This is a genomic window from Jiella pacifica (assembly GCF_010500815.1).
Lineage (GTDB): Bacteria > Pseudomonadota > Alphaproteobacteria > Rhizobiales > Rhizobiaceae > Jiella > Jiella pacifica.
This window is the reverse complement of record NZ_JAAAMG010000003.1, coordinates 152,977-176,785: the sequence shown is the minus strand read 5'-3', so window position 1 is coordinate 176,785 and position 23,809 is coordinate 152,977. Positions and strand designations below refer to the sequence as shown.

Genomic DNA, 23,809 nt, shown 5'->3' with positions numbered 1-23,809 from the left:
CATGGTCTAGAATGGCCCCCATGAACTTCCACGGGCGCGTCCGATGACGATGGCATTCGCCAATCTGCCGGTTTCCGGCCATTACGTGCACAAGCGGCTGAAGCTGGCAGGCTTCGCCCGCTGGCTGGCGCTGTTCGCGATCGTCGTCGTCGTCGCCGGTTTCGCCGTCTTCCGCTTCGGCGGCATCGACCCGCAAGGCCTCGCGGGCCTCCTGCTGCTTTCGGCCGTCATGGCCGCCGCCGCCTTTCTGATTGCCGTCTACAGCCTTGTGCGGGTGTGGTTCTCCGGCCTCCTCGGCGGCGGCAGGGCGATCGCGGCATTTGCGCTTTCGCTCGTCGCCCTCGCGCCCTTCGCCCTCGCCGCCTGGCTGGCGGCCGAAAATCCCCGTGCCAACGTCGCCTATACGGAGGGCATGGAACCCGACGCCGTCGCCTTGGTGATCGATTCCCCAAGCCAGACCGTGCCCCGCTGGCAGCGGGCGATCAGCGCCGAGGATCCGCCGAGCGTCGTCACCGGCCGGCGCTATCTCGCCGCCGCCCCGGAAATCTACAAGGCGGTCCGCCTCGTCCTCGCCGACAAGACATGGAAAGTCGACGACGTCGCCCTCGGCGATCCGAACGTCCCGGAGAGCGAAACGGAAACCGGCGATCTCGGCGTCAGCGGGACGGTGGACGTGCCGCTCCCGACATTCCGCGAACAGGCCGAGCAGCTGAGCGCCGCCGATCTCGTCGGAACGCGCGACAGCGACCAGTACACGATCGTCGCGACGGCGCGCGATTTCCTCCTCGGCCTGCCGAGCACGGTGACCATCCGCGTCGTCGAGGACGGCAACGAGACCTTCGTCGATGCCCGCTCGACATCAAGGGACATGGACGTCGACTTCGGCCAGAACCGGCGCTTTCTCGAAGGGCTGTTCGCCGATCTCGACGAGGCGCTCTCCGGCCAGGTGTCGACCTCCCCCTGAGCGTGCGGCCCCGGCTCGGCCATCACGTGGCGGCGAGACGGTAGATCCGCTCGTCGATCGTGGCCGCTTCAGCCTTGTCCTCTCGTACCGTCCCCTGCTTTTCGAGTTCGAGGAGATGCGCCAGTACGGACAGACCGGCGGCGCCGAAGAGCCTGGGGTCGAGGCGGGGATAGATCGCCGCGACGACGGCCGGGATCGTCTCGTCGCCGGCTTCGAGGCGCCTGAGGATCGCCGCCTCGCGCATGCGCCGATGGTGGATCAGCCCGCGGACGAAACGCTCCGGCCGCTCCACCGGCCCGCCATGGCCCGGCAGGTACCGGCTCTCCTGCCTCGCCAGCAGCCTGTGAAGCGAAGCCATGTAGTCGCCCATCGACCCGTCCGGCGGCGCGACGACGCTGGTCGACCAGGCCATGACGTGGTCGCCGGACAAAAGGATGCCGGCTTCGGAGAGCGCCAGCGCCACGTGGTCCGAGGCGTGGCCTGGAGTCGCCACGACCTCGACGGCAAGGCCGCCGAGAGAAAGCGTCTCGCCGTCTTCCAGATGACGCGAATAGGCGATGCCGCTCTTGGCGGGCGCGTCCAGACGGTGGACGGCCTCGCCCGCGGCAACGGCGGCCGGCCGCGCGCCGAGGAGCGGCGCCGAGACCTGCGAGGAAAATTCGTTCGCCGACGCCGAATGATCGGCATGGCCATGGGTGAGGACGACCGCTTCGACCGGCCGGCCCCCGACGGCGGCGAGCAGTGCGGCGAGATGCACCTCGTCCGCCGGGCCCGGATCGACGACGAAACAGCGATCCCCGTCGCCGACGACGTAGCTGTTCGTTCCGGCGAAGGTGAAGGGCGACGGGTTGTCCGCCGTCACCCGGAGGATGCCGGGCGAGACCTCGACGGCGCGGCCGTAGCGAGGGTCGAAGGCGGTGGTGAATTCCGGCTCCGGCGAGCCATCGGACGATGCGTCGGTCATGGGGTGAGACTACCAGAAGAATGAGGCGGGCGCTCGATGCAGGGAGGTCGTCGCAGCGAGGGGCTATGACGTCGGAGCCGGTCGGCGGAAGGGGTGTCGACGGTATCCTAGAGTTGCCGTTGGAGCCGATCCGCAATAGATTTAGGGAGCGGGAGCCGGAGCGCTAACTCCGCCCCCCTGTGCTTACCGGAGAAGTTGGACCCGGATCTCGACAGCCCAGCCGGTCCGGATCCTTTCGAAACTAAGCACGACGGTCAGCGGAATCATCCGCATAGCCGTCACTCCTTCGAGAGCAAAGCCGTTGCCTCGGCCGCGGTGGCTCGTCCTCCGCGGTCCGCGGGCTGGGACGCGGCGTTGCTTCTGCCCTCTTTACAATTCATGTCGCGGGAATACCGGGCGACGCAACTTCTAATCAGCCGCATTCGGTCAGACGCAGCGCACGGTCTTGGCGATCGGAAAGGACGTCAGACAAGTCCGGGTCGAAAGCTCGACAACCACTTCTCGCCACGATCGGCGAAGCGCGGGCGGCGGCCCCGGGCGCGATCCCGATCATCCCTGCAGATCACGCCGCAATGTCGGCAGGCCGATGCCGGCGGCGTCGAAGCCGCCGTCGACCCCGAGAATCTGGCCGGTGATGTAGCTCGCCCGCCCCGAGCAGAGATAGAAGATCGCGTCGGCGAGTTCCTCTTCCAGGCCGTAGCGCTCCAGCGGGATCGTGTCGCGGTAGTCGGCGCGGATCGCGTCGCTGTGGACGGCCTTGGCCATCGCCGTGTCGACCGGCCCGGGCGCCACGGCGTTGACGCGGATGCCGAGATGGGCGAGCTCCACCGCCTGCTGCTTGGTCAGGTGCTTCAGCCCCGCCTTGGAGGTGCCGTAGGCGACGCGCAGGGTGGAGGCCCGGAAGCCGGAGATCGAGGTGATGTTGACGATCGCCCCGCCGCCGGTCTTCGCCATGACGGGCGCACAGGCGTTGGTCATCAGGAATGGCCCACCGAGATTGACGGCAAGCACTCGCTGCCACTCCTCGTGGGTGGTTTCGAGCAGCGGCTTGAAGACGGCGGTGCCGGCATTGTTGACGAGGGCGTCGATCCGGCCGAAGCACGCCTCGGTGGCGGCGACGGCGCGCGCCACGGCTCCCGGATCCGAAACGTCGGCGGTGATCGCCATGGTGTCGTCGGGCCGGCCGAGCGCCTCGACGGCCGCCTCCTGCGCCTCGCCGTCGATGTCGAGCAGCGCGACCTGCCAGCCTTCTTCCAGAAAGCGCTTCGCCGTGGCGAGGCCGATGCCCCGCGCCGCGCCGGTGACGAGCGCGACCTTGGTGGATTGTGTCATTTGATGCTGTCTCCCTGTAATTTGGCGCAGACCGGAAACGCTGCGCATCCGGTTACCCCCCTCTGCCTGCCGGCATCTCCCCATAAGGGGGGAGATCGATCGTGTTCGAAGCCTCATGCCATTTCGGACACGACATTTCCGTGCATCCAATCTTCGCCCCGATGACCAGCAGCTCTCACTATGGGTTGCCACTGGCGAAGCTGCCGATCTCCCCCCTTGTGGGGAGATGCCCGGCAGGGCAGAGGGGGGTGCCTCGGCACATCCACCACCCCGCCACGCCGCACCGACGCCCTCACCCCTCCGGCACCACCACCAGCTCGAAGGTCACGCAGACCGGATTGTCGCCCCGCGCCAGAACGCCGTCGAAGATCGCCCCGTCCATGGCGACGACGGCGACGTCCAGCCGCACGCGCTCGTTCTCCTGTCGCCCGTCGCGGATCAGGAGTTCGGAGGCGTAGGAGCGCATCGGCGGGCCGTCCTCGAACCGCGCCTCGTTGAGGCTCCCAATGCCGTGGATGCGGGCGCGGGTGATACCCGCCTCGGCGCAGACGGCCTCGATGGCGTGGCAGACGTCCTGGTTCGGCCGGAGCGTCAGGGCCAAAGCTCGGGAACCGCCCGATACTTGGCGAGCCTCGTTGTTCAGATCGATATCGGCCGGCTCGGCGGCGAACAGGCGAAAATTCGTCTCGTCGTCCTGCCGCGATTCGAACGCCGCGCCGCGAAGGCCGATGCCCGTGACCCGGACCGGCTCGGCGGCGCGGCTGTCGGGCGGCAGCATGTGGCCCATGGCGAGCGGCTCGCCTTCCGCCTGCCAGAGCCCATGACAATGGACGAAGGGGGCGCCGTCGCGGCGGCCGACGATGGCGCCGGCCTCGGTCACGGTGACGACGCCTTCGGGCGCGAAGGTCCGGGAGTACCAGGCCGCATGGCTCGGGCCCGGCGAGCCAGCCGGCATGACATAGCGGAACGGGTCCAGCCGCGCGCCTTGCAGGGAGACATAGGCGGCCTCGCAGCCGGCTTCCGCCACGCCGCGGCCGAGGCCCGCCTCCATGGTCTCGCCGGGCGCAACGGTGAAGTTGAGGGCCACCGCCTCGCCCCAGGCCTTCGCATGGCGGATCGGCGCGACGGGGCCGGGATGGCGGATCGTCCGCATGGTGGCCGCCATCTCAGGCGGTCGCCCGGGCGGTCAGGACGCCGCGCTCTTCCAGTGCCTGGCGCACCAGCTTCTTGGTGATCTTGCCGTAGGCCGACTTCGGCATCTCGTCGAAGAATACGAAGCGCTTCGGCATCTTGTAGCGGGAGATCTTGTCGGCGAGGAACGCGCCGATCTCGGCTTCCGTGACCGTCTCGCCGGGCACCGCGACGAGGACGGCAATGCCGACCTCGCCCCAGTCGGGATCCGGCACGCCGACGATGGCGGCTTCCGAAATCTTCGGATGGGCGAGGATCTTCTCCTCGATCTCCCGCGGATAGACGTTGGAGCCGCCGGAAATGTACATGTCCGATGCCCGGCCGGTGATGTAGAGATAGCCGGCCTCGTCCCTGTGGCCGAGATCGCCGGTGCGGAACCAGCCATTGCGGAAGGCTTTCGCATTGGCTTCGGAGTTGTCGTAGTAGCCGGCGAAGACGGCCGGGCCGGCTACGCAGATCTCGCCCGTCTGGCCGAGCGGCAGCTCGGCGCCGGCCTCGTCCTGGATCGACAGCTCCATCCCGGTGCGTTCGAAGCCGCAGGTGCCGAGGCGGGCGGCCTCGTCGTCGAGGCTGTGCTCGCCGCAGGGCAACACGGTGATGTTGCCGGTCACCTCGCCGAGGCCGAAATACTGGACGATGACGGGACCGAGCTTCTCCAGCGCCCGCTTCTGGTCGGCCCGATACATCGGCGCGCCGGCATAGATGACGTAGCGCAGCGAGGAATGGTCGAAATCGTCAACCGAGGGATGCTCGACCAGCCGTTTTACGATGGTCGGCACGGTGAACATGTTGGTGACCTTCAGGCGCTCGACGAGGGCCCACGCCTCCGCGACGTCGAAGCGCTCCGACGGCAGGAGCACCGTCGTCGCCCCGGCCGCCACCTGGGTCAGCTGATGGACGCCGGCCCCGTGGGAGAGCGGCGCGACGACCAGCGAGACGTCGTCCGGCCCGGTGCCGGGCATCAGGTCGTTGAGGTGGTTGACGGCGACGAAGGCCATCTGTCCGTGGGTCAGCACCGCCGCCTTCGGTCGCCCCGTCGTGCCGGAGGTGAAGAAGAACCAGCACGGGTCGTCCCGGTCGACAACGGTATTGGGAACGTCCTGACCGAGATGGGCATCGACCAGCGCGTCGTAGTCCTCGCCGAACGCCGCTTCCCCGATCGAAAGGGTGAAGCCCGGCGCGCGCGCCGATCGCTGGCAGGCCTCGGCATGGGCCGGAAAGCTGGCATTGCAGATCAGGCCGCTCGCCCCGCTCGCCTCCAAGAGAAAGGCGACCTCCTCCGGCGTCTGGCGGAAGTTGGTCGGCACATAGACCGCCCCCAGCCGGAAGCAAGCGAACATCGCCTCGAACATCTGGTTGCAGTTCTGCGACTGAACCAGGATCCGGTCGCCCTTGGTCACGCCGAACCGATCCTTCAGGGCCACCGCCATCGCGCTGACGCGGGCGTCGAAATCACGCCAGCTCCAGGTCTTGTCGCCCCAGACGAGGGCGGGCCGGTCGCCCAGCCGACGCGCCGCCCTTGTGACGAGATGGGCGAGGTTGGAAACCCGGGTCGATTGCGGCGCGACGCCACCTTTCGGGTCGCCCGCGATCGCGTCGGCTGCCATCCGGTCGGCGTCGATCACTTCACGCGCTCCAGGATCGAGACGTAATTGGCCACCGCCGCGCCGCCCATGTTGAAGACGCCGGCGGTCCTGGCGTCCTTGATCTGCATGTCGCCGGCCTCGCCCATCAGCTGCATCGCCGCCATGACATGCATGGAAACGCCGGTCGCGCCGATCGGATGGCCCTTGGACTTGAGCCCGCCCGACGGATTGACGGGAAGCCGGCCGTCCTTGCGGGTAATGCCCTCGCGGACGACCTTGTAGCCCTCGCCACGTTTCGCCAGCCCCATGGCCTCGTATTCGATCATCTCGGCGATGGTGAAGCAGTCGTGGGTCTCGACCAGATCGAGATCGTCGAGGGTCAGCCCCGCCTCCTCCAGCGCCTTCGCCCAGGCCGTGCGGGCGCCGGCGAATTCGGTCGGGTCGCGGCGCGAGATGGCGAGAACGTCGTTGGCGTGGCGCCGCGCCCGGAAGGCGATCGCCCGCTCCAGGGTCTCGGCGGTCTCTTCGTCGGCGAGAACGATCGCCGCCGCCCCGTCGGAAACCAGCGAACAGTCGGTGCGCCTGAGCGGCCCCGCGACATAGGGGTTCTTGTCGGAAACGGTGTTGCAGAAGTCGAAGCCGAAGTCCTTGCGCATGTGGGCAAAGGGATTGGCCATGCCGTTGGAATGGTTCTTCGCGGCGATCATCGCCAGCTCTTCCGAGCGGTCGCCGTATTTCTGGAAATAGGTCTGGGCGATGCGGCCGAAGATGCCGGCAAAGCCGCCTTCCACCTCGGCCTCCTCCTCGCGGTAGCTGGCGCCGAGGAGGATGTCGCCGACCTCGACGGTCGGGATCGCGGTCATCTTCTCGGCGCCGACGACGACGGCGATGCGGCCCCGGCCGGATTCGATGAAGTCCATCGCCGTATAGAGCGCCGCCGAGCCGGTGGCGCAGGCGTTTTCCAGCCGCACCGCCGGCACCTGGCCGAGCCCCTCATGGGCCATGCCGACGAGGGCGCCCTGAAAATCCTGCTTGGAAAAGCCGTTGTTCATGACGCCGACGAAGATGCCGTCGACGTCGGCCGTCTCGATGCCGGCATGTTCGATGGCGGGGCCGACGACCTCGCCCATCAGGGCCTGGGTCGAGGGAGCCTCGACCTTGCCGAAATGGCTGTGCGACCAGCCGACGATGCGTGCCTTGCTCATGATCCGATACCTCCCAGAAAAACGGTTTGGCGGGGCGCCCCGGCGGGCGCGATTTCGGCTGCCGGCCGAGCGTTCGCCGCAGGCGGCGCAAAGCGTCGCCGCAGTCGGGCCTCGACCTTCGCGACCTCGGCTCCGAGATGCCGAAAGAGTTCGCTCTGGCGCGGCTCGCTCATCCGCCCGTCGATCGCGGCGATGGACAAGGCGCCGGCGACATGGCCGTCCGGATAGCGCACGGCCATGCCGATCGCCCAGGAGTTGGTCAGGACGCGGCCCGGATTAAGGGCATAGCCGCAGTCGCGGGCGAAGGCGATGTCGGCCTGCACCGCATCGGGCGTATAGGCCGGGTATCCGTCGGCGAGAGCGTCGGCGTTGGCGGCAAGGATACGCCCGATCTCCCCATCGGAAAGCGCCGCCAGCATCGCCATCGCGCCGGCGCCAACGCCCAGCGGATGACGGTGACCGGGCAGCAGCGCATGGGTGCGGATCGGGAAGGCGCCCTCCTCCCGGTGCAGGCAGACGGAAAAGTCGCCGCGCCGGACGCAGGCGAAACTCGTGTCGCCGCTGATCCGCGACAGGTTTGCGAGGCTCTCGAGCGCGCAGTCGAGAAAGCCGAAGCGGTGCGAGGCCAGAACGCCGAGGACGTAGGCCTCCTCGCCGAGGAAATAGCGGCGCGTCAAGGCGTCCTGCTCGACGAGGCGCGAGCGGATCAAAGCGAGGACCAGCCGGCGCGCCGTCGGGCGGTTCAACCCGCTCTCCTCGACGATGGCGGCGAGCGTCGCCCCCTTCTCGCAGTGGCGGCCGATCAGCGACAACAGCGTCAGCGCCCGGTCGACGCTCTGCGCCCCGCCGCTCTCCATCGTGGCCTTCTCCAGCGTATCCAAGCACCCACCGTCCAGATTGTGGACATCTATTTGCCGCGATCATTGTCGCGGAACCGAAATGAACTTGCAAGCGCCGGGCCGGGATGGCAACTTGCGCCACCTTGGCGACATCGGCTGTCCACATTGTGGACCTCTGGAGGAGAGCTGGCCGACGTCGCAGTCCGCATTTGCCCGGCGAGGCTTTCATGCACGCCGGGCAGCTGTCCATTCTGGGAGGAAGCCTATGAAACTGAAGCATCTCACCGCCGCCGCGGCCGTCGTCGCCGCCTTCGCGACGACCGCACTGACGCCGGCACTCGCCGAGACGTTCCGCCTGTCGCACAACACCAACGACACCACGACCTGGCAGAAGGGCGCCGAGAAGTTCAACGAGCTGCTCGAGAAGGGCTCGAACGGCGAGATGGACGTCAGGATCTTCCCGAACGCCCAGCTGACCGGCGGCGACCAGATGAAGCAGGCCGAGATGGTCGGCCGCGGCGCCCTCGACTTCGTCGTCACCTCGGCGATCAACGTCACCCCGCTGGTGCCCGAGATGGCGGTGTTCTCGCTGCCCTACCTCTATTCGGACTATGACGACGTCGACGCGACCACGGCGGGCGAGCCGGGCGAGCGGATGACCGAGATCATGGCGAAGAAGGGCATCGTCGTCCTCGCCTGGGGCGAGAACGGCTTTCGCGAGGTGACCAACAACGTCCATCCGATCAAGGCGCCCGCCGACATGAAGGGCCTGAAGATGCGCGTCGCCGGGCCGATGTATATCGACGTGATGAACGCGCTCGGCGCCAATCCGCAGCAGATGCAGTGGACCGAGACGTTCTCGGCGCTGCAGCAGGGCGTCGTCGACGGCCAGGAGAACCCGATCGGCGCGGTGATCATTCCGCAGCGGGTCTACGAGGTGCAGAAGTACATCACGCCCTGGCATTACTCCTACGACCCGATCTTCATCGGCGTTTCCCAGAAGCTGTGGGATAGTTGGGACGCCGAGAAGCAGGCGATGGTCCGAGACGCGGCCGAGCAGGCGATGACCTACCAGAAGGAAGTCACCCGCGAGGACACCGCCAAGGGCCTGGAGTTCCTGAAGGAAAAGGGCATGGAGGTCTACGAGCCGAGCGCCGAAGAGATCGACGCGTTCCGCCAGGCGACGAAGCCGGCCTTCGACACATGGGCCGCAAAGGTCGGGCCGGATCTCGTCGCGCTGTTCCAGGACACGATTTCGGCCGGCGACAAGCCCGCCAACTGAGGCAGGTAGCGGCGGCGACCGGTCGGCCGCCGCCGCTTCTCGGCCTTAGGACCCCGTGGCTTCGCCGCAGAGACCCGACGGGGCCGGCGAGGCCCGACTTTCACCAACCCGAGAAGCCATCATGCGTCACCTCCTCGACGAGGCGGAAAAGATCGTCTGCGCCGGCATCTTCCTCGCCATGACGGCGCTCGGATTCGTCAATGTCGTGGTGCGCTATCTGACGAGCTACTCCTTCGCCGCGACGCAGGAGCTGCTGCTCGACGGCTTTCTGCTGATCACCGTCTTCGGCGCGGCCATAGCGGCGCGGCGCGGCGAGCATCTGGCCGTGACGCTCGCTACCGACCTCCTGCCGCCGGGCGGCCGCCGGGTGGCGGTGGCGTTCTCGGCGGCGCTGTCGATCCTGCTGCTCGCTTTGTCGGCCTGGTACACGTTCGATCTCGTCCAGAACCAGTATCAGAGCGGCGTCACCTCCTCGGGCATGCAGATTCCCGAATGGTACGTTTCGCTCGGCCTGCCGGTCGGATTCGCGCTGATCGCCATCCGTCTCGTCCAGGCGGGGATCGCCGAGTGGCGCGCGGCCGGCGCCGCCCGCGAATACGGTCGCGGCGACGGCAAGGGGGAGATCTGACGATGCTCGGACTCGATCCCGGCACGGCGATGGTCGTCCTGTTCTTCGTGCTCCTCGCCCTGCGCGTGCCCGTCGCCTTCGCGCTCGGCCTCTCCTCGCTCTGGGCCATGTGGGAGATCGGTTTCGGCCTCGACCTCGTCGGCGACCTCCTGGCCAGCGGCATCGCCAAGTTCTCGCTGCTCGCCATCCCGTTCTTCATCCTCGCCGGCGCCCTGATGGGCACAGTCGGCATCGCCGAACGGATGATCCGCTTCTTCCGGGTGCTGGTCGGCGACCTGCCCGGCGGCATGGGCGTCGTCGGCACGGTGGTCTGCCTGTTCTGGGGCGCCGTCTCCGGCTCCGGCCCCGCCTCTGTCGCGGCGATCGGCCCGCTGATCATCCGCGGCATGGAGGAGGACGGCTATCCCCGCCCCTTCGCCGCCGCCCTCGTCTGCACCGGCGCGGCTTTGTCCATCGTCATTCCGCCCTCGATCGGTCTCGTCATCTACGGCGTCATCGCCGAGACGTCGATCGCCGAACTCTTCATCGCCGCCATAATTCCGGGTCTCGTCATGGGCCTGTTGATGATCGCGACGCTGCCCTTCGCCGGCAAGGCCCGCCACGCAGCGGCGCGCGCGGCTTCCGGCGGCGGCCTCGCCGCCCTCGCGCCAAAGCCCTATGCGGGTCTGTCCTATCCGGCTCGACTCGGCCGCGCCTTCTTCGATGCCTTCTGGGGCCTGCTCACGCCGGTCGTCATTCTTGGCGGCATCTATGCCGGCGTCTTCACGCCGACGGAGGCGGCGATCGTCGCGACGGTCTATGCGCTCTTCGTCGGCCTCGTCATCTATCGCAGCCTGACGGTGAAGACGCTCTATACCGCCCTCGTCGAGGCCAGCGCCTCCTCCGCCGTCGTCATGCTGGTCGTCACCTTCGCCAGCCTGTTCGGCTGGGTGGTGACGGTCGACGATCTCGTCGGCAAATATTCCGGCGCCCTTCTGGCGATGAGCGACAACCAGTGGGTCATCCTCGCCGTCATCATGGTGGTGGTGCTGATCGCCGGCATGTTCATGGACGCGATCACCATCATGTTCATCGCCCTGCCGATCTTCCTGCCGGTGGTGCGCGAACTCGGCTGGGATCCGGTGTGGTTCGGCGTGGCGCTGATGGTCAATCTCGCCATCGGCCTGTTCACCCCGCCGGTCGGGATCAACCTCTTCGTCGCGGCCAACATCACCCGCATGTCGCTGGAGAAGATCGCCCTCGGCGCCATCCCCTTCCTCATCACCAGCCTGGTCGGCCTGGCGATCATCGCGGCCTTCCCGGAGATCTCGCACGTCCTCCTGCAGTTCATGCAGTGAGGCGGGCCGGGCCGCGGGCGCGGCCAAAGAACCCCGGTCCGAGCCTCGGAAAGCGGACTCCGCGGGTCGGACCCTCGGAAGCACCCTCCCGCCGGGGTGGAATCAGCTGACGATGCGCAGCTTCTTCACCCGCTCGGCGATGTCCTGGAAGACCGAACTCAATTCGTTCGCGTTCTTGACCGAGTAGTAGTGGCCCTCGTCCGTGGCGCACTGCTTGAGCAGCGTCTCGTTGCCGTCGATCACCCGGATGGAATAGAGTTCGAGGTCGGTCCCGTCGGGATTTTTCATCGCCTTGGCATTGCCGCAGGCGATCTCCGTCCGATCGTCGATCTGAGAGGCGTTCGAGCTGTCGTACCAGCGGTCCTCTGTGTTGTCGCCGTCGGTCAAAACGACCATGATCTTCTTCGTCCGGCCGTCGATGTTGGCGCCCACGAGGGGCGATGCGCCTTCGAGCGCCTCCATTCCCCATTGGACGCCGATGGCGATATTGGTGTTGCCGGAGGGTTTGAGCGCCTTCACGGCGGTCCTGAGGGTGTCGAAGTTCTCGGTCAGAGCGACGACCGGCTGGAGCGTGCCGCTGCATTCGGCGGCGCGGGTATAGAGCGTGTCGACGCTGCTCGACACGGCGGCGTCGGACTGCGTGTCGTAGGGCTGAAAACGGTCGAGGATGCAGCCGGAATAGCTTCCGGTGACCTTCGTCTTGGTGATGCTCCGACTATAGATCGTCGACGTCGAACTCGAGCACTTCTTGTAGGATGCGCTGGGGCAGCTGTCCGTCCTGCGCGTGACCGTCAGCACCTGTCCCGGCGTGTCCTTCGCCTCGTAGACATACTGGATGTAGCGTTTCGACGAACTGTCCTTGCCGAGTTGGTAGGTCTTGGAGGTGCCGAGAAGGAAGCCCTTCTCGTCGTCTTTGCAATTGGCCTTGTCGGGCGAAGACAGATAGTCGCACTGGGCTTTCGGCGTGGCGAGCATGGTCATGCTCGCATTCTGGATCTTGATCTGCGTGTCGAAGGGGATCATCGCGACCTGGATCTTCGCTGCCCCCGCGGCGTCCTCGAAATTGTCGAGAAACAGTTGCACCGCCGCCTGGAGCTGCGCCATCTTGCCGTAGTTCTGCATCGACCCGGTGGAGTCGAGAACCAGCACGATGTCGAGGGGAGTATCCGACTGCTTGACCGCCGACTGGACCGACATGTCGAGCTTCTTGACGTCCATCAGCCCGAGAAAGGTCGTGGGCATGGAAAAGCTCGCATCGTACACCCACGAACCATCGACCTTCTTGAGGGAGGTCGACTTGATGTCGATCTCCGCATCGAGATTGGCCTTGAAGAACATGTCGGCCCGCGCCGTGCGCGCTTTCTCGTCCGTTCCCGAAAACTTCGCGGCACTGAGGGCGGCGGCATCGGCTGCCGCCTGGACGCCCGCCTTTTCCCGCAGCGCATTGGAATAGTCGATCGCCCCGCCGATGGCGACGATCAGCGGGACGGCGGACAGCCCGAGAATGATGCCGAAATTGCCGGCGTCGGCCTTCGCAAGGCGCCGCATTGCCCCGAGCACGCCTCGGCGCGAACCCATGCCATTTTGACGTAAGGTCATCCAAAGTGCTCCGGTCGGGCTGACGATCGCCGGAAACGATCCCAGATATTCCCTAAGGAAGACTTTGCGAAATGCTTCGATTTGCGCTGAAGGGCGACGAAACCTCCGCACGGACGGGAATCTCGTCGCAGTCCGGCCGACAAGCAGCAGCTTGGTCAATCCTGTCTTCGACGCGGCCCAAGAAGTCCCGTCACTTCGTCCAGTAGGCCGAGATATAAGTCTGTTCCAAGGGTACACCGAGCCCGTCGCGGAAATGCAGACGCGCCTTGCGGGCGACGTCCCGCTCGGCGGCGATCCACACGAAGCGGCTCTCGTCCGCACCGGGAAACGGCACGGCGAGGACCTCGTCCCACAGGCCCGGACCTTCGCCGCGGGTGAGCCACGTGACCTGCATGCCGGCGGGCGCGGCGATCTCGATCCGATCGGCCGGATCGCCGAGTTCGACGAAGACCCGCCCGCGCCGGCCAGCCGGCGAGCACTCGAGGATGCGACGGATCGCCGGCAGCGCCGTCTCGTCCCCGGCGATCAGCAGAAAGTCGCCCGGCGGCAGATCTCCACCGCCCGGTCCGGCGACGCCCACCTCCTCGCCCGGCCGAGCGGACATGGCCCATGTCGTCGCGAGCCCGCCCTCGTGAAGATAGAGATCGAAGGAAAAGCGTCCTTCGTCCGGATCGATCTCGACGAAGGTGTAGGCCGGGCGATGCAGCGCATCCTCGCCCTTCGGCCAGACGGTGCGGCCGCCCGCGTCGAGGCGCGGCCAGACCGGCGCACGGTCCTTCGGCGGGATCGCCAGGCGGAAATGCATGCCGCCGCCCCGGAGGCCGGACGCGACCTCACAGCGGAGCGTCAGGCGCAGGAAGTTCGGCGAGATCCGCTCCCTTGAGATGAAGCGCGCCGTGCGGAAGTTCGGCGGGAAGATGCCGCTCGGCAGATCACCGCGCCAGGACATGCGGTCCGACAGCTGCGGGGCCGCGTGGTCGAGGAGATGCAGGAGCGCCTCGCGCATCTCGTGGATCTTGCCGACGTCGGTGGCCGCGATCAGGACCTCGAAGTCGTTGCCGCTCACCTTCGCTTCGATCCGCCCGACCGGCAGGGCGACGGCAAGGGCATCCTGCTGCCGGGTGAGGGAGTAGCCATGTTCGGCGATCTCGGCGGCAAGATCGCCGATCAGGGTCTCCGGAAACGGGCGCGTCGCCTGGCCGGTCGCAGTGGCGGGAAACGTCATCTTCTTTATCCTTCGAACATCGACAAGGAGCGACGATGGGTGTTTCGAGCCGCGGTCGGCTCGGGCTTCAGGTCCGGTTGCGTCTTCATCGGGCGCCTGCCCGCCTCTCCTGGCGTCCGGCCAGAAGAATGAAGCCGAGACTGCCGAACAGCCCTGCGACGAGACCGCCCGGCAGCTGCCAGGGGCTCATCGCCACCCGGCCGACGAAGTCCGACGCGACCATGACGATGGCGCCGAAGAGGACCGTGGCGACGACATGCTGCGCGAACAGCCGGGTCCTGAACAGCCGGGCCAGATGCGGCGCGATGAGCCCGACGAAGCTGAGCGGCCCGATGACCATCGTCGCCGCGCTGGCGAGCAGGGCGGCGAGGATCAGCGTCGCGGCCTGGACCGCGCGCACCTTCAGGCCGAGCGACTGCGGCAGTTCGGCGCCGAGATCGAGCAGCGCGATCGCCCGGCTGCCGGCGAGGACGAGGCCGAGCGCCAGCGCCAGGAAGACGGCGAGCCAGAGCGTTTCGGGCAGCGAGACCAGTACCGTCGAGCCGGACAGCCAGGTGAGCAGCGAGACCGCCTGCATCGAGGCGTTGGCCAGGGCGATGCGGACGATGGAATCGAGGAAGACGCCGAGGGCGATGCCGGCAAGGAGGACGGCGGCGATCTGATCCCTGTGCCGGCGGGCGAACCACAAGACGATGAGCGTCGCGCCGATCGCGCCAACAAAACCGCAGAGAAGCAGCGTCGTCCGCGACAGGACGCCGAGGGTCAGGGCGGCGAGGACGATCGCCGCCGCCGCGCCGCCGCTGATGCCGAGCAGCTCGGGGCTCGCAAGGTCGTTGCCGACGATCTTCTGGACGAGGAGGCCGGACAGCGCGATCGCCGCGCCGGCGAGGCCTGCGCCGAGGACCCGCGGCAGCCTGGCGAGGAGCAGCGTGCCGTCGCGGGCGGGATCGAGCAGCTCCCAGCCGGCGCCGGTCCGGCCGATCGTCAGGGCGGCCAGGGCGAGGAGACCGAGGACGATCGCGAGTTGCAGGAACAGGCCGGGGCCGGCATCGTGGAACGTCCCGACCGAGATTTTCGCCGCCGGCTTCGGGCGGCTCGCGAGCCGCGTGCGGGCAAGCAGCAGGAACAGGACCGGGGCGCCGAACAGCGCCGTCACCGCGCCGGCCGGAACGAGCCGGCCGCTCGACCCGGACAGAAGCTGGGCGAGCGCATCGGCGGCAAACAAGGCGAGGGCTCCGAGGCCGGCCGAGGCCAAGAGCGTCACGGCGACCGAACGCGGCCGGCAGAGCCGGACGACCGCCGGGATCGCCAGCCCGACGAAGCCGACGATGCCGACCTCCGCCACCACCGCGGCGGTCAGCGCCACCGCTACGATGAGGATCGCAAGGCGCGCCGTCTCGGTCTTCAGGCCAAGGCTTTCGGCCAGCGTGTCGCCGACGGCGAGCAGCCCGATCACCCGGGAGGCCGCGACGAGCGCGGCGGCGGCGAGGAGGAAAGCGGCGAAGAGAACGACGACGCCCGTCCAGTCCGACTGGGCGAGATGGCCCGATCCCCACAGGAACAGGAAGGCGAGCTGCTGCTCGTTGAACAGGACGAGCGCGGCGGAGGCGGCGGAGAGGAACAGGCTGATCGCCATGCCGGCAAGGGCGAGCCGCGCCGGCTCGAAGTCGTGCCGCTTGCCGATCAGATAGACGAGGCCGCCGGCACCGATGGCGCCGATGAAGCTCCAGGCCTCGCGGGGCAGGAACGCCGCCGCGGGGCCGGCGAGCGCTGCCAGCGCCAGCGCAAACTGGGCTCCGGTGGCAACGCCGAGCGTGGTGGGCGATGCCAGCGGATTTCTCAACACCGCCTGCATCGCCGCGCCCGCCAGTCCGAGCGAGGCGCCGGCGAGCAGCGAGACGACGAGCCGCGGCAGCGTCGCATAGTGGAACATCACCGCCGCGAAGACGTCGCCCGGCGGGTCGAACAAGCCGAGCCGCACGACGTCGAGCGTCACCCGCGGGTCCCATCCGGCCGCAAGCGCAGCCGCGCCCAAGACCGCCAGCGCCAGGGCGACGCCGGTGATCCTGGCCGCAGGTGCCGAGGGTGCGGAGGTGGTCAGCGGCCCGTCTCCGTCAAAGCGGCGGCGATCGCCTCCGCCATCGTCTTGGCGGAAGGAACTCCGCCGAAGGTCCAGGTGACCGGCAGATCGTAGACCCTGCCCGCCCGGACTGCCGGCAGAGCCTTGCCGAGCGGCGTGTCGAAGACGGACGCCATGGCCTCGTCGGTCACCGGCCCGGCAACGACGATGGCGGCCTCCGGATCCTCGGCGAGCGCACTCGGCTCGAGGAGGGCGAAGCCCCATTCATTGACCTCCCCGGTATAGGCATTGGTCAGGCCGAGCCGCGACAGAACCGTATCGGCGACCGAGCCTTGGCCATGAACGCGGAGCGCATTCGGCCCGATGATCCGGACGAAATAGACATGGCGGCCGGCAAGGCCCGCCGATCGGAGCGCCTTTGCCGCCTCCTCGAACGTCGCGTCGGCAGAGGCGACCAGCGCCTCGGCCTCCGCCGTCTCGCCGAGCAGGTCGCCGATCTTGCGCGTGCCCTCGACGACGGTCGCGTAGGCATCGCCGCCGGTGCCGTTGAACGTCACCTCCTCCACCTTGGCGAGCGCGGCGAGCTTTTCCTTCAGCGGCTTGAGATGCACGTGGGACAGGATGAGATCGGGTCTCAGCCGGGCGATCTCCTCCAGATTGGGTTCCTGGCGCGAGCCGACCTCGGCGACGTCGGCGGGAAGTGCCGGCTCGCCGACCCATTCGCGGTAGCCGCCCGCATCGGCCGCGCCCACCGGGGGATGGCCGAGAGCGAGCAGCGTTTCGAGCGCCGCCCACTCCATGACGACGATCCTTTGCGCCGATGCGGTCTCGGGCACAGAGCCGGTCTCGGCTGTTTCCTGCGCCTGGCCGGACGCCGGAGCGCCGGCGAGCATGGCCGCCAGAAGGGCGCCAGCGGCGAGGCGGATCGGGGAAGACAATGTGAGCATGGTCGTCGGCCCTGTCTAAAGCGGGTAGACGACGGTCGGCCCGCTTTCCTGCGGGCGAACCGTCGCGATCGGAAGGTCGAAGATCTCGGACAGGATGCCGGGCTCCGTCAGGGCCTCGGGCGCGCCGTCGAAGACCGGCCGACCATGTTTCAGCGCGATCAGGTGGTCGGCGAAGCGCAGCGCCATGCCGACGTCGTGGATCGCCATGACGATCGTGAGATCACGCCGCGCCCCGAGGTCGCGCAGGAGCCGCAGCACCTCGATCTGGTGCCTGAGGTCGAGGGCGGCGGTTGGCTCGTCGAGCAGGAGGCAGGACGGTTCCTGGGCGAGCAGCATGGCGAGCCAGGCGCGCTGACGCTCGCCTCCCGAAAGGCTGGTCATCGCCCGTTCGGCCATGTGTGTGAGGCCGACCTGATCCAGCGCATCGGCGACGGCGCGGAAATCCTCTTGCCGGTGACGGGCGAAGGCGCCCCGCCAGGGATAGCGGCCGAGCCGGGCGACCTCGGCCACCGTCATGTTCGCCGCCTCGGGCGGATGCTGCGGCAACCAACCGACCCGCCGGGCAAAATCCCGCGTGCCGTAACGCGAGACCGGCTCCCCGACGAAGGAGATCTCCCCCTCGCTCGGCTCGATCTGGCGCGCCAGGAGCGACAGGAGCGTCGACTTGCCCGAGCCGTTGTGGCCGAGCAGCGCGACGAAGCGCCCGGCCGGAATGGTGAGGTCGAGAGGCGACAGGATCCGCGTGCCGCCGACGGCATAGCCGGCGCCTTTCAGCCGAAACAGGTCGACGCCCGCGGCTGGAGGACCCGCGGGCGTCGTCTCGCCGGTGATGGAAGCGATCTCCATCTGCGGTCAGAACTCCTTCGTCATCGAGACGGTGAAGGTGCGGCCGCGGCCCTTGTAGTCGAATACTTCCTCGCTGGCGTAGGCGCCGTAGAAGATCTTGGCGCGCTGGCCCCAGATCGTCGTGTAGTCCTTGTCGAAGAGGTTGAGGACGCCGAAGTTGACGGTGAGATCGGCCGGCTCGTATTTGTAGGAGCCGACGAGGTCGAACAGCGTGTAACCTTCGAGCTCCAGGTCGTCGTCGTCCTCGTAGTCGAAGATGTGCTGGCCGTTGAGCGCCACCTTGAAGATCTCGTTCGACCAGCCGATGTGGCCGCCGAGCGTCGAGGTGCTGGCGTCGGTGACCGCGGAAGCGACCCAGTCGCCCCCATCCTTGACCTCGGAGCGGACGTAGTGGCCGATCACGCCGGTGTCGAAGCCGTGCGGCAGCTTCACGTCGAGCTTGCCTTCGACGCCGTAGACCCGGCGTTCCTGATCGATAAGCGACAGCAGCAGCGAGGTCCGGTCGTAATCGACTGTCTTGTCGGACAGCGAGTAGTAGCCGGCGATCTGGCCTTTGAACGTGTCGTCGGCATAACGATAGCCGAGCTCGTAGGAGTCAGTCTTGATCGCGCCGAGGGCGGAATCATCGACATTGATCGACGAAAGGAGGACGTATCGTCCACCAGAGAGAGCGTAGTTGCCCTGGCCGTAGTACTTGGCGGGATCGGGAAGCTCGAAGCCCTGGCTGAAATTGCCGTAGACCTGGCTGCCGCCGCCGACGTCGACGGTCGCGCCGACGTTGAAGAGGTTGGCGGAATAGTCGACCGACCCGCCCGGAATGCTGTCGGCGCCGGTGGCGAGGCCAAGTGCGATCGCCGCCTGCTGCGTCGTGGCGACGAAGTCGTCGATCTCGGTCTTGGCGTATTGATGGCGATAGCCGCCCGACAGCGTCAGCCAGTCGGTCGCCTCGTAGCTCGCCTGGACGAAGCCGGATACCGTCGAGACCTTGATGCCCGGATAGCGACCGATCGTGGCGAAGTCTTCCAGCTCCATCGCGCCGGTGGCGGCCGACAGAACCGGATCGAAGATCGTCTGGCTGGCGGAGAAGTCGTCGACGTCGCCGTCGGTGCCGAAGGTCAGCTTCAGCCCGTCCAGCGGCTGGGTGACGAGCGCCGCCTTGTAGCCGTAGAAGTCCGTCTCCTGGCTGGAGGCCGAGAAGAAGCGGGCGCTACTGTCCGGAAACGGGTTGAAGTCGAGGGTCTCGGAGCGCCAGAAGCCCTGCAGGATCAGCTGCTGGCCGAAGAGATCGTCGTTCGAGTAGTTCGCGGTGACCATCTTGCGCTTGGTCGCCGGATCGACGTCGGACGAATAGCCGTCGCGGATCTCGATGTCGTCCGGGTTGCCGCGCAGGCCGGAATAGTTGGTGCCGAAATAGAGGCCGTAAGGGCTGTCCTGGCCGCTGTCGTAATATTGCGCGGTGATTTCCAGCCGCTGGTTGGCGTCGATCTGCAGGCCGACATTGCCGAAGAGGTCCACCACGGTATTGAACTGGGTGGATGTCTGGGTGATGTCGGGGACGATCATGTCGCCGTTGCCGTCGAAGAAGGCTTCCGTATCGGCCCCGGCGATCGACAGGCGCATGTCCCATGTCTCGTCGTTGTAGGTGACGGCCGCGGCGCCGTTGAGGTCGCGGTCCTCGTCGGAGTTGAAGCCGGACCCGATGCCCGCCTGGACCTCGCCATGCAGGCCGGGCGCGGCGTCCCGGCCCTTCTTGGTGATGATATTGATGATGCCGCCGGAAGCGTTGCCGCCATAGAGCGACGTCGCGCCGGAGAGAACCTCGATGCGGGCGATGTTGAACGGATCGATCGAATCGAGCTGCCGGCTGATCGCCCGGGCAGAATTCAGCGATACGCCGTCGATCAGCACCAGGGCGCTGCGGCCGCGCAGGTTCTGGCCGTAATTGGTGCGGGTGCCGCGGCTGCCCGGATCGAAGGCCGGCACTTCCTGGCCGAGAATGTCCTTGAGAGACAGGCCGGCGCGCGCCTCCTCCCGGATCGTCTCCTCGTCAACGACCGTGATGGTGTTGGCGATCTCCGAAATCCGCTGCGGCGCGCGTGACCCGGTGATCACCACGGTGTCGAGCGAGATCATCTCACCCTCTTCCTGGGCCGCTACCGGCGACGCCGCCGCCACCAGTGCGGCTGCGAGCGCGCTCGAGCCGCAGAGGATGACGCGAAGGGTCGGTGCTTTGACACGCATGATGATGGCCTGTGTGGGGCGGCCGAAAGCGATCCCGCATGCGCGGGGCCGCTCGGCAAGGGGTTGAAGGCGGCGACCATTTCAACAGACATTCCAAAGAGATGCAGGAAAGTCGCGAGGGTCTCGACGGACAGTGCTATTTATCATGACAAGCGGAGTCAACAAATCATCGGCCGCTTTTGAGCCGCATTTCCCCTTGCGACTTTTTTGCAACGGGTTTTAGAAATGCTCGAAATTTCAAGGCCGGCGGAGACCGCGCGACGAAGTGGCCGCGGATCGACTTTACAGCCGGACCGTGGGATGCCGCTGTTGCGGCAACCGTCGAACCTGGGAAGACTGTTCATCGGGAAAGTCGGAGACCGTCGCTTCCGGATGGCGTCGGTGATCGACATCGATCACGCGTGGCTGGTTGCTGTCGCGACGGCCCGCATCGGTTCCGTCTGCCGTCGTGCTTCGTTGGGATGAAAGGGGTGTCGAGGAGGTGGCCGGGTAAAGTGTCAACCGAAGTTTACTCTCCAGCAATCCTCTCTTCCTAAAATTCCGTTTGCCGTTCCGTCAAAAGCGAAGGCTTGCCGTGTCCAACCTCCCCAACATGCAGATGAAGGATTCGCCGCCGGCAGAACCCGGCCAGATGATCGCTCTGCCCGTCGTCTCGAAACGGCCGATCGCCAAGATCACCGCGTTGGAGGCTAGGATTGCCGAGCAGGAAGCGGTGATCGGCCAGTTGAAGGCGGAGGTCGCGCACAGCCGGAAGATCTTCGATCGCGCCTCCGCCGCCGCTAGGATCGGCGTCTGGGAATGCGAGCTCAACGATTGCAGCCTGCGCTGGAGCGACGTCGTCTACGACATCTTCGATCTGCCGCGTGGATCGGCTCTCGACCGCGGGCGGACCCTCGAATGCTATCCGCAAGCCACCCGCGACGAGTTGGAGACGATCCGCTCGAAAGCCATCGAGGACCGGACCGGCTTTTGCCTCGACGCCGAAATCGTCACCGCGCGGGGCACCCGGCGCTGGATCCGCATCACCGCGTCGGTCGAATGCGTCGACGGTGAGCCGGTGCGCATCTTCGGCATGAAGCAGGACATCACGGCCGAAAAGGCGGCGACGCTACGCCTTCGCTATATGGCGGAATTCGATTCCCTCACCGGCCTCGCCAATCGCAGCCGCTTCCAGGCGCTGATCACCGGCGAACCGGCGGATGGCGTCGAGGCTTTCCCGGCGGGCGCCGTCATGCTGATCGATCTCGACCGCTTCAAGGAGGTCAACGACGCGTTCGGCCATCTGGTCGGGGACGACTGCTTGAAGGAAGTCGGGCGGCGACTCTCCCTCCTCGGCTCCCGCAGCGAATGCGTCGCGCGGATCGGCGGGGACGAGTTCGCCGTGGTTTTCGGCCCGCAGACGCCGCGCGCGACGATCAGGCGCCTCGGCGCGGCGGTGGTACGGCTGATGCGGCGGCCGATGCCCATAGGAGGGCGACGGGTGGACATCGGCGCTTCCGTCGGCATCGCGTTCTCGAACGGCACGATCGGGGACACGCTCTACTGTCAGGCCGACGCGGCACTCTATGCCGCAAAGGCTTCCGGCCGCGGGACGGTGAGCGTCTTCGACGGCCGCCTCTCGATCGAGAGCCGCGCGCGGCTGACGTAGCGCCCGCTTCCCACAGCCCTGCTTTCAGCGCCCCTCGACGGCACCGACCCGCAGCGCCGGCTGTAAATCGGCCGCATGGCCCGGCAGCTCCTCGTCCTCGAAGAGCTCCGGAAAGGCCTTGGCGAGCCGCGGCAAAGCGAGCAGGATCTCGCGCAGATGGATGCGCACGGCCGCCGCCGCGCCGTCGGCATCGCCGGCCCGGATGGCGCGAAGAATGTCGCGATGCTGGTCGATCAGAAGCGACATCGGCGAAGCCTCGGGAAGCGAGAGATAACGCACCCGGTCCATCTGCGCCTTGCCCATCTCGATCACCCGCCACGCCTCGCTGCAGCCGATCGCCTCGGCGAGACCCTTGTGGAATTTTTCGTCCAGCGCGAGGAAGCCGGCATGGTCGTTCGCCGCAGCGGCCTCTTCCTGGCCCGCAACGACCTGCTCAAGCGCATCGAGCGCTGCCGCGCTCGCCGACAGGCAGCAGTGCCGCGCCACCGCCACCTCCACCGCCTCGCGCACGAAGCGCGCATCGGCCACCTGGCGGGGCGAGACCTTGACGACGAAGGTGCCGCGCTGCGGCAGGATGCGGACGAGACCGGCCTCGGCCAGCTTGATGAAGGCCTCGCGCGCCGGCTGCCGGCTGGAGCCGAAGCTGAGGGCAATCTCCTTTTCCGAAAGCGCCTGCCCGGGCTTCAGGGCCATGGTGATGATCGCCTGGCGGAGCGCCCCGTAGATCTGCGGCGCGACGGCCCCCTTTTCGTCGATCTTCAGCATGCCGAAAATTCCACTTGCCAATCCGGCATTCATACTACCATACTAGCCAGATCAGGCAAGCGACCGGAGGGAGAAGTCCGCCGCTGCCATGAATCGGGAGGTTCCTCACCATGTTTCGAACGGCTTTCGCCGCGGCGGCTCTCGTCGGCTGCCTCATCGTCGGCTCGGGGCAGACTGCCCTCGCCCAGGACTACCAGCTCAACGTCAACACCGCCCTGACCCAGCAGGACCCGATCTACAAGGGCCTCGAGACGTTCCGCGACAAGGTCGCCGAGCGCTCCGGCGGCAAGGTCGAGATCCGCATCTTCCCGAGCTCGCAGCTCGGCAAGGACGAGGACGTGCTCGAACAGGCCCGCGCCGGCGCCAATGTCGCCGTGCTGGTCGATCCCGGCCGTCTGGCGGTCTTCGTCAACGACATCGGCGTCCTCGGCGGTCCCTATCTCGCCAGCGGCTTCGACGAGTATCGCAAGATCACCACCTCCGATCTGTTCAACGGCTGGGCCGAGGAGCTCAATTCGACGGCAGGCCTGAAGATCCTGTCCTTCAACTGGTGGCAGGGCGCCCGCCATCTCGTCACCCAGAACGCCGTGTCGAAACCGGCCGATCTCGCCGGCGTGCGCATGCGCACCCCCGGCGCGCCGGTATGGATCGAGACGATCAAGGCGATGGGCGCGACCCCGACGCCGATGGGCTGGACCGAGGTCTATCCGGCCCTGCAGCAGAACGCCATCGACGCCGCCGAGGCGCAGGACACCGCCGTCTACGGCGCCAAGCTGTTCGAAGTCGCCAAGCACCTGACCAAGACCGGCCATATCGGCCTCCTCACCGGCCTCGTCACCTCCGGCCAGTGGTTCGACTCGCTGCCTGACGATCTGAAGACCATCGTCTCGGAAGAGGCGCTCGCCGCCGGCGACGTCGCTTCCAAGGGCACCGAGGACGCCATCGCCAGGGTCGATGCGGAGATGGAGAAGGCCGGTATGTCGATCGACGAGATCGACGTCACGCCCTTCAAGGAAGCCACCGCCGGCGTCTACGAGACCCTCGGCTACGCCGATCTGAAGAAAGAGGTCGACGCGGTTCTCGCCGGCAACTGAGCCGACACTCCTCGACACCGGGATCCGGCGGCGTCC

At 67.3% G+C, this 23,809-nt stretch carries 19 protein-coding genes; 6 read left to right on the top strand and 13 right to left on the bottom strand.

Annotated elements, in window-relative coordinates; all coding sequences use genetic code 11:
- Window positions 1-43 precede the first annotated feature (43 nt).
- Entirely contained in the window at window positions 44-964 is a 921-nt protein-coding gene (locus tag GTK09_RS05550; protein ID WP_163461736.1) for a DUF1499 domain-containing protein, read from the top strand.
- Between the two features lie 22 nt (window positions 965-986).
- On the opposite strand, the gene GTK09_RS05545 is transcribed toward GTK09_RS05550, so the two are convergent.
- The 6 genes from GTK09_RS05545 to GTK09_RS05520 form a co-directional block, all read right to left on the bottom strand.
- Window positions 987-1,928: an MBL fold metallo-hydrolase gene (locus tag GTK09_RS05545; protein WP_163461734.1), complete on the bottom strand. Its 942-nt coding sequence runs from the start codon at window positions 1,926-1,928 to the stop codon at window positions 987-989.
- 549 nt (window positions 1,929-2,477) lie between these two features.
- Window positions 2,478-3,260: an SDR family NAD(P)-dependent oxidoreductase gene (locus tag GTK09_RS05540; RefSeq protein WP_163461733.1), complete on the bottom strand. Its 783-nt coding sequence runs from the start codon at window positions 3,258-3,260 to the stop codon at window positions 2,478-2,480.
- A gap of 292 nt (window positions 3,261-3,552) precedes the next feature.
- The gene (locus tag GTK09_RS05535; protein WP_163461732.1) at window positions 3,553-4,425 is read right to left on the bottom strand and encodes a PCC domain-containing protein; all 873 of its coding nucleotides are present in this window, start codon (window positions 4,423-4,425) and stop codon (window positions 3,553-3,555) included.
- A 1-nt stretch (window position 4,426) separates the two neighbouring features.
- Window positions 4,427-6,058, bottom strand: coding sequence for an acyl-CoA synthetase (locus GTK09_RS05530; RefSeq protein ID WP_163461969.1), 1,632 nt, complete (start codon window positions 6,056-6,058; stop codon window positions 4,427-4,429).
- A gap of 14 nt (window positions 6,059-6,072) precedes the next feature.
- On the bottom strand, window positions 6,073-7,242 hold the full coding sequence (locus GTK09_RS05525) for an acetyl-CoA acetyltransferase (protein WP_163461731.1): 1,170 nt from the start codon (window positions 7,240-7,242) through the stop codon (window positions 6,073-6,075).
- The gene (locus tag GTK09_RS05520; protein ID WP_246217724.1) at window positions 7,239-8,123 is read right to left on the bottom strand and encodes an IclR family transcriptional regulator; all 885 of its coding nucleotides are present in this window, start codon (window positions 8,121-8,123) and stop codon (window positions 7,239-7,241) included. Before GTK09_RS05520 ends, GTK09_RS05525 begins: the two co-directional genes overlap by 4 nt.
- Before the next feature lie 223 nt (window positions 8,124-8,346).
- Here GTK09_RS05520 and GTK09_RS05515 point away from each other — a divergent pair, with 223 nt between their 5' ends.
- The 3 genes from GTK09_RS05515 to GTK09_RS05505 all read left to right on the top strand — a co-directional run bounded on the left by GTK09_RS05515 (window position 8,347) and on the right by GTK09_RS05505 (window position 11,328).
- Window positions 8,347-9,363, top strand: a complete 1,017-nt coding sequence (locus GTK09_RS05515) for a DctP family TRAP transporter solute-binding subunit (protein WP_163461730.1) — start codon at window positions 8,347-8,349, stop codon at window positions 9,361-9,363.
- A gap of 121 nt (window positions 9,364-9,484) precedes the next feature.
- Window positions 9,485-9,991: a TRAP transporter small permease gene (locus tag GTK09_RS05510; protein WP_163461729.1), complete on the top strand. Its 507-nt coding sequence runs from the start codon at window positions 9,485-9,487 to the stop codon at window positions 9,989-9,991.
- A 2-nt stretch (window positions 9,992-9,993) separates the two neighbouring features.
- Window positions 9,994-11,328, top strand: coding sequence for a TRAP transporter large permease (locus GTK09_RS05505; RefSeq protein WP_163461728.1), 1,335 nt, complete (start codon window positions 9,994-9,996; stop codon window positions 11,326-11,328).
- Between the two features lie 102 nt (window positions 11,329-11,430).
- Here the strand turns inward: GTK09_RS05505 and GTK09_RS05500 are convergent, their stop codons facing one another.
- From GTK09_RS05500 to rhtA, 6 genes are all read right to left on the bottom strand, one after another.
- A complete protein-coding gene (locus GTK09_RS05500; protein WP_163461727.1) occupies window positions 11,431-12,927 on the bottom strand; it encodes a VWA domain-containing protein in 1,497 nt (498 codons plus the stop codon).
- Between the two features lie 190 nt (window positions 12,928-13,117).
- A complete protein-coding gene (locus GTK09_RS05495) occupies window positions 13,118-14,152 on the bottom strand; it encodes a siderophore-interacting protein (RefSeq protein ID WP_163461726.1) in 1,035 nt (344 codons plus the stop codon).
- Between the two features lie 85 nt (window positions 14,153-14,237).
- Complete coding sequence (gene fhuB, locus GTK09_RS05490) at window positions 14,238-16,196, bottom strand: Fe(3+)-hydroxamate ABC transporter permease FhuB (RefSeq protein ID WP_281353341.1); 1,959 nt, start codon at window positions 16,194-16,196, stop codon at window positions 14,238-14,240.
- 53 nt (window positions 16,197-16,249) lie between these two features.
- Window positions 16,250-17,179: an iron-siderophore ABC transporter substrate-binding protein gene (locus GTK09_RS05485; protein ID WP_163461722.1), complete on the bottom strand. Its 930-nt coding sequence runs from the start codon at window positions 17,177-17,179 to the stop codon at window positions 16,250-16,252.
- A gap of 15 nt (window positions 17,180-17,194) precedes the next feature.
- Window positions 17,195-18,025: an ABC transporter ATP-binding protein gene (locus tag GTK09_RS05480; protein WP_163461720.1), complete on the bottom strand. Its 831-nt coding sequence runs from the start codon at window positions 18,023-18,025 to the stop codon at window positions 17,195-17,197.
- Between the two features lie 6 nt (window positions 18,026-18,031).
- Window positions 18,032-20,266 carry a TonB-dependent siderophore receptor RhtA gene (gene rhtA, locus GTK09_RS05475; protein ID WP_163461718.1) on the bottom strand — a complete coding sequence of 745 codons (2,235 nt, stop codon included), beginning with the start codon at window positions 20,264-20,266 and terminating at the stop codon, window positions 18,032-18,034.
- 574 nt (window positions 20,267-20,840) lie between these two features.
- Between rhtA and GTK09_RS05470 the strand changes: the two genes are divergently transcribed.
- Window positions 20,841-21,914 (top strand): diguanylate cyclase domain-containing protein, encoded by a 1,074-nt coding sequence (locus GTK09_RS05470; RefSeq protein ID WP_312869644.1) that lies wholly within the window; start codon window positions 20,841-20,843, stop codon window positions 21,912-21,914.
- Between the two features lie 24 nt (window positions 21,915-21,938).
- Here the strand turns inward: GTK09_RS05470 and GTK09_RS05465 are convergent, their stop codons facing one another.
- A complete protein-coding gene (locus tag GTK09_RS05465) occupies window positions 21,939-22,679 on the bottom strand; it encodes a GntR family transcriptional regulator (RefSeq protein ID WP_163461716.1) in 741 nt (246 codons plus the stop codon).
- A gap of 110 nt (window positions 22,680-22,789) precedes the next feature.
- Between GTK09_RS05465 and GTK09_RS05460 the strand changes: the two genes are divergently transcribed.
- A complete protein-coding gene (locus tag GTK09_RS05460; protein ID WP_163461714.1) occupies window positions 22,790-23,773 on the top strand; it encodes a C4-dicarboxylate TRAP transporter substrate-binding protein in 984 nt (327 codons plus the stop codon).
- Window positions 23,774-23,809: the final 36 nt, after the last annotated feature.

Coding starts and splice junctions, on each gene's coding strand:
- GTK09_RS05550 (WP_163461736.1), top strand. CDS start 44: ATGACGATGGCATTCGCCAATCTGCCGGTTTCCGGCCATTACGTGCAC.
- GTK09_RS05545 (WP_163461734.1), bottom strand. CDS start 1,928: ATGACCGACGCATCGTCCGATGGCTCGCCGGAGCCGGAATTCACCACC.
- GTK09_RS05540 (WP_163461733.1), bottom strand. CDS start 3,260: ATGACACAATCCACCAAGGTCGCGCTCGTCACCGGCGCGGCGCGGGGC.
- GTK09_RS05535 (WP_163461732.1), bottom strand. CDS start 4,425: ATGGCGGCCACCATGCGGACGATCCGCCATCCCGGCCCCGTCGCGCCG.
- GTK09_RS05530 (WP_163461969.1), bottom strand. CDS start 6,058: ATGGCAGCCGACGCGATCGCGGGCGACCCGAAAGGTGGCGTCGCGCCG.
- GTK09_RS05525 (WP_163461731.1), bottom strand. CDS start 7,242: ATGAGCAAGGCACGCATCGTCGGCTGGTCGCACAGCCATTTCGGCAAG.
- GTK09_RS05515 (WP_163461730.1), top strand. CDS start 8,347: ATGAAACTGAAGCATCTCACCGCCGCCGCGGCCGTCGTCGCCGCCTTC.
- GTK09_RS05510 (WP_163461729.1), top strand. CDS start 9,485: ATGCGTCACCTCCTCGACGAGGCGGAAAAGATCGTCTGCGCCGGCATC.
- GTK09_RS05505 (WP_163461728.1), top strand. CDS start 9,994: ATGCTCGGACTCGATCCCGGCACGGCGATGGTCGTCCTGTTCTTCGTG.
- GTK09_RS05500 (WP_163461727.1), bottom strand. CDS start 12,927: ATGACCTTACGTCAAAATGGCATGGGTTCGCGCCGAGGCGTGCTCGGG.
- GTK09_RS05495 (WP_163461726.1), bottom strand. CDS start 14,152: ATGACGTTTCCCGCCACTGCGACCGGCCAGGCGACGCGCCCGTTTCCG.
- GTK09_RS05485 (WP_163461722.1), bottom strand. CDS start 17,179: ATGCTCACATTGTCTTCCCCGATCCGCCTCGCCGCTGGCGCCCTTCTG.
- GTK09_RS05480 (WP_163461720.1), bottom strand. CDS start 18,025: ATGGAGATCGCTTCCATCACCGGCGAGACGACGCCCGCGGGTCCTCCA.
- rhtA (WP_163461718.1), bottom strand. CDS start 20,266: ATGCGTGTCAAAGCACCGACCCTTCGCGTCATCCTCTGCGGCTCGAGC.
- GTK09_RS05465 (WP_163461716.1), bottom strand. CDS start 22,679: ATGCTGAAGATCGACGAAAAGGGGGCCGTCGCGCCGCAGATCTACGGG.
- GTK09_RS05460 (WP_163461714.1), top strand. CDS start 22,790: ATGTTTCGAACGGCTTTCGCCGCGGCGGCTCTCGTCGGCTGCCTCATC.